This is a genomic window from Pseudoalteromonas sp. (assembly GCF_041629635.1).
Lineage (GTDB): Bacteria > Pseudomonadota > Gammaproteobacteria > Enterobacterales > Alteromonadaceae > Pseudoalteromonas.
In genome coordinates, this window is record NZ_JBFKMX010000105.1 from 1 (window position 1) to 13,450 (window position 13,450).

11 protein-coding genes are annotated in these 13,450 nt (G+C 38.8%); 5 read left to right on the forward strand and 6 right to left on the reverse strand.

Annotated features, from left to right (window positions below):
* Window positions 1–228: 228 nt before the first annotated feature.
* Complete coding sequence (locus ABYD77_RS13875) at window positions 229–717, reverse strand: DUF2799 domain-containing protein (RefSeq protein ID WP_372770722.1); 489 nt, start codon at window positions 715–717, stop codon at window positions 229–231.
* A 779-nt stretch (window positions 718–1,496) separates the two neighbouring features.
* Between ABYD77_RS13875 and ABYD77_RS13880 the strand changes: the two genes are divergently transcribed.
* Window positions 1,497–1,751, forward strand: coding sequence for a DUF2999 family protein (locus ABYD77_RS13880; protein ID WP_372770723.1), 255 nt, complete (start codon window positions 1,497–1,499; stop codon window positions 1,749–1,751).
* A gap of 123 nt (window positions 1,752–1,874) precedes the next feature.
* Here the strand turns inward: ABYD77_RS13880 and ABYD77_RS13885 are convergent, their stop codons facing one another.
* Window positions 1,875–2,462 carry a 1-acyl-sn-glycerol-3-phosphate acyltransferase gene (locus ABYD77_RS13885; protein WP_372770724.1) on the reverse strand — a complete coding sequence of 196 codons (588 nt, stop codon included), beginning with the start codon at window positions 2,460–2,462 and terminating at the stop codon, window positions 1,875–1,877.
* A gap of 296 nt (window positions 2,463–2,758) precedes the next feature.
* Here ABYD77_RS13885 and ABYD77_RS13890 point away from each other — a divergent pair, with 296 nt between their 5' ends.
* Window positions 2,759–4,663 carry a CapA family protein gene (locus tag ABYD77_RS13890; protein ID WP_372770725.1) on the forward strand — a complete coding sequence of 635 codons (1,905 nt, stop codon included), beginning with the start codon at window positions 2,759–2,761 and terminating at the stop codon, window positions 4,661–4,663.
* A 63-nt stretch (window positions 4,664–4,726) separates the two neighbouring features.
* Window positions 4,727–5,080 carry a DUF2145 domain-containing protein gene (locus ABYD77_RS13895; RefSeq protein ID WP_372770726.1) on the forward strand — a complete coding sequence of 118 codons (354 nt, stop codon included), beginning with the start codon at window positions 4,727–4,729 and terminating at the stop codon, window positions 5,078–5,080.
* 15 nt (window positions 5,081–5,095) lie between these two features.
* Here the strand turns inward: ABYD77_RS13895 and ABYD77_RS13900 are convergent, their stop codons facing one another.
* The 4 genes from ABYD77_RS13900 to ABYD77_RS13915 form a co-directional block, all read right to left on the reverse strand.
* The gene (locus tag ABYD77_RS13900; protein ID WP_372770727.1) at window positions 5,096–6,058 is read right to left on the reverse strand and encodes an integrase repeat-containing protein; all 963 of its coding nucleotides are present in this window, start codon (window positions 6,056–6,058) and stop codon (window positions 5,096–5,098) included.
* A gap of 1 nt (window position 6,059) precedes the next feature.
* On the reverse strand, window positions 6,060–7,076 hold the full coding sequence (gene dgcA, locus ABYD77_RS13905) for an N-acetyl-D-Glu racemase DgcA (protein ID WP_372770728.1): 1,017 nt from the start codon (window positions 7,074–7,076) through the stop codon (window positions 6,060–6,062).
* Window positions 7,076–8,068, reverse strand: coding sequence for an N-acetyltransferase DgcN (gene dgcN / locus ABYD77_RS13910; RefSeq protein ID WP_372770729.1), 993 nt, complete (start codon window positions 8,066–8,068; stop codon window positions 7,076–7,078). The genes dgcA and dgcN overlap by 1 nt, the downstream gene beginning before the upstream one ends.
* Before the next feature lie 121 nt (window positions 8,069–8,189).
* Complete coding sequence (locus ABYD77_RS13915) at window positions 8,190–9,065, reverse strand: LysR family transcriptional regulator (protein WP_372770730.1); 876 nt, start codon at window positions 9,063–9,065, stop codon at window positions 8,190–8,192.
* 219 nt (window positions 9,066–9,284) lie between these two features.
* Between ABYD77_RS13915 and ABYD77_RS13920 the strand changes: the two genes are divergently transcribed.
* Both ABYD77_RS13920 and ABYD77_RS13925 read left to right on the forward strand, forming a co-directional pair.
* On the forward strand, window positions 9,285–12,104 hold the full coding sequence (locus tag ABYD77_RS13920) for a TonB-dependent receptor domain-containing protein (protein WP_372770731.1): 2,820 nt from the start codon (window positions 9,285–9,287) through the stop codon (window positions 12,102–12,104).
* Between the two features lie 72 nt (window positions 12,105–12,176).
* Complete coding sequence (locus tag ABYD77_RS13925) at window positions 12,177–13,331, forward strand: M14-type cytosolic carboxypeptidase (protein ID WP_372770732.1); 1,155 nt, start codon at window positions 12,177–12,179, stop codon at window positions 13,329–13,331.
* Window positions 13,332–13,450: the final 119 nt, after the last annotated feature.

Here is a 13,450-nt window from a genome sequence, read left to right on the forward strand (position 1 = left end):
GCTTCAGTTAGATTATTCAATTTAGTTACAGTTAATGAACAAAGCTAAAACGTATTATCAATTGAAGCAAAAAAACTTCTCGATAACTTAAAGTATCTGACTATTTAATTTTAATGGCAATAGAATTAAACCCAACATCTTGCAAATAGGGATTTAACCGTTAGATTTACATTGGTTGTTATTTTTAATTGTGATGTTCGGGGTAAAAAGATATAAGCCTTATTGAAATTAAAACATGACTTCGTAAAGTACCTGAGGCACGCGTAAACGATCAATTTCTCTTTCTAAATCGCGAATGTCGTTTCGAATATCACGCTTAATATCTTCATTAGGTTCCTTTCGGTATTGTTCTTTTAATTGATAAATTTGGTTTTCAAGCGCATTAATTTCTTCAGCAATATCATACTGCCGTTTTCCTTTATTGTAGTTTTTAACAAACGCCTGACTTAAACAAACACCATTATAAGTTTGGCCTGCACGGCCAACACGATACCCATTTTCGGGTGTGCAATATATTTGATTGCCTTTTTCATATCCCGCTTGCCATTTTTCAATATTCACTTTGATATTCACTTCGGCACACGCTTGTGTATAGTCGTTTACACGATCTCGTTTAGCACCATTTTGGCCGTCACTGTAACCTAGGTTGTACCAATCAGCGGTTTTACACTTTTCTGGTGAAATTGCCGCACATGCACTGAGTGAAAAATAAATCACTAAAAGCGAAGCCATCTTAAGGGGGGAAAGTAATGTCATAGTCTTAAATTTGTGGTGGTAACTGTTTCTAAGATAGAAATTAATTGATGAATACTAACTGAACATCAGTTAATAACAACAATACATATTTTGCAATACATTATTACTTTAAAAGTGATTATAAGGAAAGTTGCATAAGGCTATAGTTTATCAGGTTATAATGATCTGAATATAATTGAAGCAACAATAGAATTCAGCTCTTTATAACTTTTAAACGGCACAATTATGGTTGAAACACATCCTATATAGTGATTATTGGCAGTAGCACTGGTGGCAATGAGCTTGCAAGTAAATTTGGCATCAAATTAGGAAATCACGACGCGCAAATATCACACTTATTGATAAAACTGCACGCATATTTAGAAACCGTTGTTAAACTAAGTGGCAACGGGTTCACTCGACATCAGTTTAGATGGGGTTTTTACTCTGCTCATGCTGCTAATCAGGTCTTTTAATTAACTTGGGGTGAATTTATTGACATAAATACCCTAGAACTTAGTGATTCAGCAAGACGTGAACTAGTCAAGGAGTACAAGCATGTGAAAATACCCGTATCAGTGAAGCCAATGAAAGTAGCTTTATGAAAAATTAATGTGCAGTGTTAGGTCAAAATGAAACTATATTAAGCTATTGATCAGGACAAATGCTGCTTGGCGTTTACCTTTTATCACTTGATGATTAACAGCTTGCTTATCACCTGATAAACTCTTAAAAATGATTAAGTTTTTAAAGGTAATCAAATGAATCCAATAATTGCACTTTTAAAAGAAAATAACATTAGTGATGAACGTATTAATGAAATTTTTCAGGTGTTAACCGAAAATCCAATGGCGGCAATGTTAACGATAAGTCAGCTGGGCTTACCGCAAGAGCAATTACAGCAAGTAATGGGACAGGTGATGCTAAACCCTACTCTGATTAAAGAGGCGGTAGAGGAGTTAGGGCTTGATTTTTCAAAAGTAGAAAAAGCGAAAGAACAGCTTGATAATCAATAACTTTTAACGCGATATAACAGCCTGCAAATTAGTGGGCTTTCTCAATTTGGTTAACGCTCAAAATACATCAAGCTTATATTTTCACAACAACAAATTTGAGCCGGTTAAATAGTTTAAAGCATGTTAACCCGACATTTTAATTGGATACTTAGCCATTTCTTTTGGAAAGCACGCTTTCATAGTGGCAAGATCTATCTCTATTTCACCTGTTAATGTGATGGCATCCATAACAACAAACTCTTTCGTTCGAAAATCAAGCGCCATCGGCACTACGGGGACATTTGCTGCATAAGCAATATGCAAAAAGCCTGTTTTCCATTCATCAGTGCGCCTTCTTGTGCCCTCAGGTGCGATACCTAAAATTAGTTTCTCTTCTTGTTTAAAAACATCTGCAACTTGTGACACTAATCCATGCTTAGATGAACGCTCAACAGCAATACCGCCCCACTTGCGTAGCAGCACACCTAAAGGCCAAAAGAAAATAGTGTGCTTACCTAAAAATTTAATTTCAATGCCAAGCGCCAATTTCACTGCAATGGCAATAATAAAATCCCAATTCGAGGTATGTGGCGCAACTGCGGCAACAAATTTAGGGTGATCTGGAAAAGCGCCAGTTACACGCCAACCAAACAGTGATAAAAAATTGCGACCAATAAAACGGCCTATTTTACTGTGTGTGCGAGGAATAGCAGTTGGGATTTCAGTGTGCATTTGTTCTTGTTCTTTTTACTACGGTCTATGACGATTTCATATTTAGAGTTTAAAGTCTAGTAGTTGGAAAAACTTCACATAACCTAAGGTTATGATAGCCGAATATACAGTTACTGTTGCTAAGCACTATTTCATGTTAGCGTGCTCACTCATAAAGAAAATAAACTACGAAAATGCTTAGAATAATACTGTTAATTTGTCTTTTTGTGCCTCACCTGTTGCTGGCACAAAATTACATTACACTTTTTGGGAAAATTGTTGATGATCAAGCGATACCAATACCCAATGCAAAAATAGTGATTGGGGATATAACATCGACTACATCTGAGTTTGGCGAATTTAAACTGACAGCGCCAAAACAAGCCATTTACTCTTTAGATATTAGTGCTAATGATTTTTATGGGATGCGTTTTAGTTATTCTCTTTTTGAATTAAACGCTGCGAATACAAAATCGGCTAATTTGGGTAACTTTTCATTGGTAAAAAAACAAGTTGGACGTGTTTTGTTGGCGTTTGGTGGGGATGTCATGATGGGGCGTCGTTATTCAAAACCTTATTTTGATAACCCTACGCTAATCAAAGATAGCTCGGTGGATGAGGACACTAAAGCTATTGTACAGTATATGGCACCTTATTTAAAAAAAGCTGACTTTGCTACGGTGAATTTAGAAACACAAATCGCTGACGAAAAACCAAATCAACGAGCACCAAAATCAGTAACTTTCTTTTCACCTCCCGAGACAGTAACAGCCTTAAAATACGCTGGAGTTGACTATGTAACACTAGGCAATAATCATACATACGATTACTTGGATTCTGGGCTTAAGTCTACTATTGAAGCGTTAAACAAATACAACATGCCGTATTCTGGTGCTGGTGAAAATGAACAAGACGCACTTAAGGCATATCGCACTTCAATTAATGGCAGTAAATTTGGCATGCTCGGCTTTGTCGGTTGGGAAGGCAGTACCACTCCAAGTCAAACGGCTGATGCAAATAAGGGCGGGGCAGCATATGGAACATTGGAAAATATTGTCGCTACAGTTAAGCGTGAAGTATCAGATGATAGAATAACGATCGCTCAATATCATGGTAGTTTAGAGTATAACGATGAACCCACCATGATGACAGAAACGCGTTTAAAAGCAGCAATTGACGCGGGAGCTGATTTAGCTATTGCCCATCATCCTCATGTTGCACAAGGGTTTGAAGTATACAAGGGAAAATTAATCGCCTACTCAATGGGGAATTTTATTTTTGACCAGTTTTTCTATGCAACGAACCACTCCTTTATGCTATATGTCTGGATGGATGGTGAAACGTTTTATCGTGCAGAGGTTGTACCGGTTTACTTACAGGGTTATGTTCCAACGCCAGCCACAGGTGAACATAGAAGTCGTATTCTCGCACGATTAAATGATTTAACAACTAAGCGTAATACGCACTTTTCGCACAATGCCGGGCACGGTGTAATTTTTCCACAAAAAGTACAAACAGATGTGAAAAGTGTGCTTTTTACTTCAAATGGCAAACGCGTTAGTCCGTTACCAAAAAGCGTTTCTGAAGGGCAAATTATTAGAATTTCAGGTGAATCAACAAACCGTTACCGATTAGGTGTAAACCTAATTAATAACAGTGACTTTGAAACTCATTCCGCATTTTACTCGCATGACCGCGGATTTAATTTAGATCAAAGTGATTTTTATATCACTAATGAAACCTCATTTAGTGGAGAGTTTGCGCTAAAAAGAGATGGCAAAGATGCTGATTCGGTGCTAGCTATGACGAATTTCACCCGAGTCTACCGAGCAGGCAATCCAGCCAGTGTGAGCGCGATGGTTAAAGGTAAAGGTAAGTTAAATATTTATTGGCAGGGGCGAAAAAACCGGGACAAAATGTTTGATGCGTTACAAAATGGAAAAAAACATTTAATCCAAAGTGTAGAGCTAAATGGAAGCTGGCAAGAAATTGTCAGTGAGTTTAATACTCCACGTGTGGGCTATCGCAGTATTCGCATATTATTAGAGTTTGAATCAACTGAGGAAATTTATATTGATGATTTGGCACTAATTGAGTGGCGTACAACTTGGTTAAATAGGCAGCAGCAGCCCAACTACCATAATGGTGCGGGCCAATCTAACTTTATTGGATTTGAAAGCCCTGTAACAAATAATGTTGAGTTGATGCTAAAACAGCGATAGTAAGAGGCCTTAGCCTCACAAAAACATAGAGTTGTACTTGAATATGGTAAGTTAAGCTGCCCATTGAGTCGAAAGCTACATAATGAAAATTACTCATTGATATCAAATCCTTATACAGCGAAATACCAAAATTGCAATGAGCACTTGTTGGATGTGATCAATTCAGCGATTTATCAGACCACCGATACACAGAAATTAAAAGCCAGTAGCAAAGCCTATTTTAAGCCACAGCAGATTAAAATAAGCCGTGCCAAACTAGCAATGGGTGATTTATTTATGGCAGGTATTTCGACTGATGATCATGACAATAAAGTGTATACCACGACTTTTAGCAGTATTGCCCGTTATTTATCATTTTATGGCCTGGCGAGTGACGCAGTAACAATGAGTTTTAATCAACAAGCACAGAAAATCTAAGTGAATATTATCAAACTAGTTAGCATTTGAAGTAAATAACGTAAGGTTCATAAATTGCTGGTTGGATTGGTAACTTGCTCCAAGAAAATCTTGCCAGCCTTGCCATTCTTGATAAACCTCATTGGGAAGGATTGGCAGATTGTCGGCGATATAATGTCGCTTGGTTACATATTCATTAATGCTTGAAAAGCGTTGAGCCTGCACCATTAATTTTAATTTTGAAAATGAAGGTAATGGCTCGGTGTCGTAATCAGTTAAGCCAAGGTAATCAGACCAACCATGCCAGCTATGTTTATACTTTTCTCTAGGTTTGCAAGGCAAACGTTTATCGCATTGTTTTGCCCTTTTTTGATAATCGCTAGCTGAGCAAAAATTGTATTTTTTTGCAGCACATTTAGCATCATCATAGTTTGAGTAAAGTTCAGTATCTTCTCGCTTAGTACCTAAAAAAGCATACCAAGATGACCAAACGTTAGCATAAAACTTAATAGGGTTGGGTGGCAGCTTTTCATCTTGTGCTTTTCGTTTTGCAAAGTAATCAAGTGAGCTTGTTATGCCAAGTGCTTTTGCAGCATTTTGTGCTTCATGATAGGTTTTGTAATATTCTTTTTCATTAATACCAAGAAAGTCACCCCATCCTCGCCAGTGATTGGCATAGAATTGTTCCGGTACTTTAGGTAGTCGCTCATCAATGGACTTACAAAACAGTTTATAAGCTCTTGCGTTTTTAAAATTTGCTTTGGCAGCAATTTTTTGCGCGGTTTTATATTCTTGATAGAGTTTTTGGGTTGCTGGTGTAGTGTTTAAAAAATTATGCCAACCACACCAGTGCTGTCGATAATACGATTGAGGGTTAGAATGCAATCGACTATCACATTTGAGCCGACGACAGCGATAATCAATTGCGCTAGAGAAATTAAAAGCTTGTGCAGCGCGCTTTGCTTCTTCGAATGTCGGGTAGAAGTCGCGCTTGCTCATATCAAAGGCTCGCTATTTTTCCGCTTTGCTTTAAAGTTTGCCCCCAGATAAATGGCGTAGGTTGATGCATTTTTGTGCCTGTAAATTCAAAGCCAAATTTAATATCATCTCGTAACAATAAAGGGCCATCTAAGTCAACGAAATCAGCGTGTTGAGCAATTATAAATGCTGGTGCCATAGCCAGTGAGCTTGCTACCATGCACCCTGTCATAATTAAAAAACCTTGTCGTTTAGCTTCTTCTAGAAGTGCTAGGGCTTCACTTAATCCACCGGTTTTATCTAATTTAATATTGATAGCTTGATAACGGTTTTTTAGTTTTGCTAAGTCTTGTCGGGTATGGCATGACTCATCAGCACAAAGTGGAATAGAGGGCGAAAAGTGTTCAAGGTCATTATCGCTATCTGCAGGTAATGGTTGTTCTATTAATGCAACGTTGAAATCTTTAAGTTGTTTAATAACATCTTTCAGTAAAGCAAAGGTCCATGCTTCGTTCGCATCAATGATAAACTTGCTGTCTGGAGCAGATAGATGAATGGCCTTCATCTTATCAATGACAGAATTGGCATCGAGCTTAACTTTTATGAGTGGCGCGTGCGCTAATCTCTTGGCTTCTTTAGCCATCGCATCCGCAGTTCCTAGACTAATTGTTTGCGCCGTAGTTAGTGACCTTAAAGGGATATTCAATTTGCTGACAATACTTTGATTATTTTTCTTTGCACGAAAATCCCAAAGTGCACAATCTAGTGCATTTTTCGCGGCGCCTGCAGATAATTCATTTATTGCATGATGAATATCGCTGATGTTAGCAAACGCATTACCAATTGAACTTATTTGTGCCTGAACAGTTTCCGTTGTTTCTTTATATCGAGCATAAGGTACGGATTCTCCAATACCACAAACCTCATTATCGAAAATTTTAACAATAATGGTATCTGCATGGGTTTTTACGCCACGTGAAATCCGAAAAGGCTGTGCTAAAGGCCAAGAGTGTTTAGCCATTTTGATTGAAATTGTCATCACAAATTATCCACAATTGATTGCACGCCATGGCGAAGAGGATCGACTACAGGCAAACCTAACTCATGACTTAAATTACGGCATATATCATTCGCTTCTGTTTCACTAACAGATGACGTATTAATGGTGATACCTGCTACTTTTACATTTGGGTTGGTAATGCTTGCGGCAGCTAAATTTAACTCAATGGTATGTTTTAATGTCGGTAATGGACGATCAGCTATACCGCGCATTGTGGTACGGCCGAGTGCATGGCAAACCACGATAGCATCAGGCTGTGAACCATGTAATAAACCAAGGCTCACACCTGCAAACGCTGGGTGAGATAAAGAGCCTTGCCCTTCAATAATGTCCCAGTGACCTTCTGTATTGTCTGGTGAAAGGGTCTCTGCTGCGCCACTAATAAAATCAGCAACAACACAGTCAATGGCAAGCCCTTTTCCAGCTATTAGTACACCGCATTGGCCAGTTGCTCTAAAGTCTACGTTCATACCGATTTCGCGCATTGCATTCTCAAGAGCAAGCGAGGTATACATTTTTCCTACTGAGCAATCGGTGCCAACTGTTAATAAGCGTTTACCAGTACGTTTATAGCCGTTACCCGTTGCAAATTTTTCGCAGGGATGACGAATATCAATCAATTTGACGTTATGCTGCTCACTATGTGACACGAGTTCATCAAAGTCAGTCAATTTATCGTGCAGACCACTAACAATGTCCATACCATTTTCAATTGCTTGGATAATAAATGGTAACCAGTTTTGGTCAATTTTACCGCCTGAATTAGCAAAGCCGAGTACAAAGGTTTTAGCGCCTTTTTCTGCCGCTTCAGATATGTTCATATCAGGTAAGTTTGCTGTTTCGCTACAGCCAGGTAAGCGGTATTGACCAACACAAAGTTCAGGTTTCCAAGTGGCAACACCCTTGGCCATTTTGATTGAGAGAGGATCGGTAGCATCACCAAGGAAAACTAAATAGGGGGCTTGTAACATAGGGAGTCTCGTAATTCTTAATGTCGATATAACTACACTAAGTGAATGTTGAAACCTTGCCTATTTCAAAGCCTTTAATGATCTATAACTAAAGGTTATAGGGTCAATCTTCCAAACAGATCTACACGTGCCCAGAGAGTATTTTGATAAAAGATTTACAGTTAACCGAGAGGGGTTTATCGCTAAGATGGAGCGCTTGTACATCAAATGTGAGGCTTGGTTTGAAGCCGGCGTATAGTGTGTCGTCACTTAAATTACCGCGGGCTGTAAATTCATCTACTACGCACACCCCGACATTTTGAGACACAAGTCTTGATGCAATAAAATAGGTTTGCACTTGAATCGAACTCGAAACACTGACTTCATTTTCTGATAACCGATTCCATAGCAAATCACCAAGAGGGCCACTGTCCCAAATACCTATAAGCTCATGATGTTCCAATTCTGCAGTTTCAATAAGAGTGTTGCTATTTTGAAAAACATGTTTAGGTGCAACTAATACCATCTCGCTCTTACAGAGCGGTATGGCGGAAATATTCGCAATAGGGGGTGGTGAGAACATTATGGCTAAATCCAATTTATGTTCCAGTAAAGCTTGTTGCACATCTTCATTGTGAAGGGTCTGCAAATTAATATGCACCCCAGGGTAATGTTTTTTAAATTCACTGATCACTTGTGGAATAAGATCAAAGCCAAGGGCTGGTGTGAACCCGATATTCAAATGGCCAGAAGTGCTCTTTTTAATATTTTCCGCGGTATTTCTTACCCCACGTATTTGTTTGTAAACTTTATCTACCTCACTAAATAATGATTCTGCTTGTGATGTGGGAATAAGTCTCCCTTTTACTCGTTCAAAAAGTGCAAAGCCAAGTTGTTGTTCAGCATGTGCAAGCACTTTACTAACCGAAGGTTGAGACACATGAAGAAAATGTGCAGCATTAGTAATAGAACCAGTTGTATAAATGGCATGAAATACTTCGATATGTCTTAGTCTCATAAATTACGCCCTGCAATTAAATTTAAAGCTTTTGGGTCATATTAAGTAAATAACAGTATATTGAATACTAACATGATTAGAGCAAAGTATAACTTTAGGTTATGGGCTGATAAAAAACTATAAATTGTTATTTTTGTGACCATCTGTAACGTTTATAACCAGATTCGAACAGTTAACCTGTTTGTTGTACCGTCACTATAAAAATAAATGGTAATCATTATGAACAACAAGGGAAAACCCGCTTTTCAGCTAAGTACAATGGCATTCGCAGTACTTACCTGTCTGTCAGTAAATGCTGAAGAGCAAACAAAGAATGACAAAGATATTGAGCGCGTAGAAGTGCTTGGTTCAAATATTAAACGTGCACAAGTTGCTGATACTCTACCTATTACTGTTATGAACAGTGACGATATTGCTGCAACAGGTGCAGCCACCGGTGAAGAGTTATTACGCTCAATTCCACAAATCGGTGAAATGGCATTCAATAACGAGCGTGCAATTGGTGGTGTAAATGATGCTCGAGGTGATGTTTCTTCAATCAATTTACGCGGTCTAGGCACTGGCAACACACTAACCTTGTTGAATGGTCGTCGTTTAGTCTTACACCCAGGTACACAGACTGAAAATTTTGTTCCAGTATCTACGGTAAATGCAAATACATTGCCAGTCAGTGGTTTAAAACGGGTAGAAGTATTGCGTGATGGGGCTGCTGCTATATACGGCTCTGATGCAGTCGCTGGCGTTGTTAATTATGTATTAAAAGATGATTATGAAGGTTCAGGTATAAGTGTGAATCATGGTAGTTCTGAAGGTACCGCCCTCAGCCAAACAAGTTTATCAGGGGCAACTGGGCTTGCTTTTAATGAAGATAAAACGCATTTAACTTTGAGCTTAAGCCTTTATGATCGCAAAGGTATGCCCGCATCTGATAGAGACTATTCTGCATCACAAGACCGACGTGAGTATAGCACCTTACCTGAAGAATACATTGGTGATACCCAGTTAGATAACCGTTCTACATCAACTCCATGGGGTGAATTTTCAACTAGTTCATTAAAGACATTCCATATTCAGCCCAATACCATGTCAGGTTGTGTTGTTGAGTTGGGTGATGGTTTGTGTGCCGACAAAGGCAGTTTGTCGCGTGATATGCGTTATGATAGCGCAAATGAGCAAAGCATGACGTCAGATGTGCAACGCGCAAACTTTTATGGTTATTTAAATCATGAGTTGGACGACGATTTAACACTGTTTAGTGAAGCTATTTACTACCAAGCTGAAACAAGACGATTACGTGAACAATCAGGCAACTTAACCGCGCAACGTTTTACTATTAGCCCTGATGCTTATTACAATCCATTCGGCGAAATGGTTACGGTTCGTCGTTATCGTCCGATTGACAGTGGTCAAAGAAATATTCAAGTAAAAGATACCAGTTTTAGGCTTCTAACTGGACTATCAGGTTATTATCAAGATTGGGATTGGGAAAGTGCTGTGCTTTACAGTGAAGCAAAAACCCACGATAAGGCGAGAAACCGTGTGGATGCCAATGCATTTTTTGCAGCGGTTAATAGTACTGAGGCAGCTACAGCCTACAATATTTTCAATGGCGGCGATCCTAGCAATTTAAACTCAGGCGATGCAACAGCGAACCTCCAGTCAGTCATTGATCAATTTAGCGTAACGATTGACCGTGAAAGTAAAACCTCACTAGCCCTAGCAGACTTTAAAGTTTCGAATGCAGCATTGTTTGATCTCATTGATGGTGAAGTAGGGATGGCAAGTGGTGCTGAATTCCGCCGCGAAACCTATGCGGATAATCGCGATCCTCTCCTTAACGGTAGCCAACCATTTATTGATACAAATACTGGTAATGTGCTTTCTGGTAGCAGTGTGTTGGGCTCAAGTGAAACACCTGATTCGGATGGCTCGCGTAATGTATTCTCTGCTTATGTTGAATTGGTTGCGCCACTACTATCTGACCGCATGTTAGCTAAGAGCTTGGAGATTCAACTAGCTGCACGTTATGAGAACTTTTCTGATGTTGGCTCTGTAACTAAACCTAAAGTTGCTTTAAGTTGGATGCCAAGCGATTGGTTACAAGTACGCGCAGCTTATGCTGAAGGCTTTAGGGCACCAAACTTACCTCAAGTTGTAGAGCAAGGTATCTCGCGATCGAATACACGTTATGACCCGGTGACTGATAGCTCTTATGGCATCACAGAAATTCGTGGGGGTAACAAAAACCTTAAGCCTGAAGATGATACGAATACATCGTTTGGTTTAGTTTTGATGCCATTCAATGACTTAACAATTACTGCTGATTGGTGGCAAATCGAACAAGACGGGGTGGTAGGTATTCTGAACAGTCAAACTCACTTAATGTATGACTCATTACTTCGCTCACAAGGTAGTTCAAACCCAGATGTAATTCGCGGTGAAGACAATGAAGTGATTCATGTGAATAATCAATATAACAACTTAAACCCACGCGAAATTGAGGGTGTCGACTTTAGTGTTTTTTACGATTTAAAAACAGAATTCGGCAACTTTGATTTTAAATTAAACGCAGCACGATTAATTCGATTTGAGCAAGAGCCAGATGCAATAACAGCAGAAGTTATTGCTGCGCAAGAGGCTGGAAACCCTGCAGTGCCAGAGTCTGTAGTGATCACAGGTGCCGGTGACTTGATGAAACAAAATGGACGCCCAGAGTGGCGAGCCTATGCCTCACTTCGTTTTAAACGCGATCAGTGGTCATTAGGAACAACAGCAAATTATGTGAGCGATTTTTACGATACAAGCACCACCACATCTGAAGGTGAACCATTACCAATTGATAGTTTTACAACCATCAATGCCTATGCGGATTATAGATTTGAACAATCTGGTTGGTTTTCTGATACCCGCATTCGCCTAGGTGTACGCAATATAAATGATAAAAAACCACCGATTGCAGATGAGAGCTTTGGCTATTTTTCTAGCGTTCATTCTAATCGTGGTCGGTATTATTATTTAGATTTTAGTAAGTCATTCTAACTTTAAATATGTGATGTAAGCAGTAAGCGGCACCTAACACTTGTCGCTTTTTTCTCATTATTAAGGCAAATTATGTTATTCCAAAAAACAATGCTCGCATTTTTATTGCTGTCAGCATCATCCATTTTAAATGCTCAGGTGAGTTTAGATGGTAAAGCAAATTGTCAAAGTGACAGTATTTTTCTTTCTACTAACTTCGACACAGCCCGAGTAAATCATTGTGTGATAAAGCAAGATGATATTTCCATAAAAATAAAGCCAGAGAATAAACCTATTAATGATAGCCCTTGGTATGCATTTAAGTTACAGGCTAATTCTGAAAAACAAGTTTCTGTCAGAATTAAATATTATGACGGTAAGCATCGTTATAATCCAAAGATCAGTAAAGATGGTGTTAATTGGCAGGCTGTGCCATTCAAACTTAAAAAAGGCGATTTAACTTTTAAACTAACCCTGACTGACACTCCGGTATATGTTGCTGGTCAAGAGATTATCTCAAACCTTGCATACAATAATTGGCTCGATATGCAAGTGAAAGAACATCAAGTAGAGCCAATATTACTTGGCAATTCAGTGCAAGGGCGCCCTATCTCTGCCATGTTAAGTAAAGCTCAAAGTAATAAATATATTTTAGTGATTGGCAGACAACACCCTCCCGAGGTAACAGGAGCTCTGGCTTATTTTCCATTTAGTGAATCCTTGTTAAAAAATACTGCTTTAAGAGCGTCTTATAATATTTTATTTGTGCCAAATATTAACCCTGATGGTGTTGCATTAGGTCACTGGCGTCATAACGTTAATGGAGTGGACTTAAACCGTGACTGGAAACAATTTAAACAACCTGAAACAGCCTCAATAAAAAGCTATTTAGACACGATTGTAAATGCAGGTGGTAAAATTGTTTATGGAATTGATTTCCATTCAACCCATCATGATGTGTTTTATTCGATGCCGCAGGGAATGGGCTTAATACCTGACGATACAACAGTGAATTGGCTTGCACGCTTGGCAAAAGCAGAACCAAATTTTCAAGTCATTGATAAGCCGGGGCATAACCCAAATCGTGGCGTATTTAAACAATGGTTATCAGATACTTATGGCGTCCATGCAATTACTTATGAAATGGGTGATAACACCGACAGAAAGATAATTAAGCAAGTTGCCATATCTGCAGCAGACACATTCGCAGAAACGTTACTAAGTTATCAGCAAACTAAATCTCAATAAGAGGTGTTATGAAGTACATTATTTTAGCCTTAAGTCTTGTCACAATCAGTGTGAATGCAGGAGATAATATTGACTTTGTTGTCAGTAGTGAACGCGTTTTCAACAGCGATAAGCAAAAA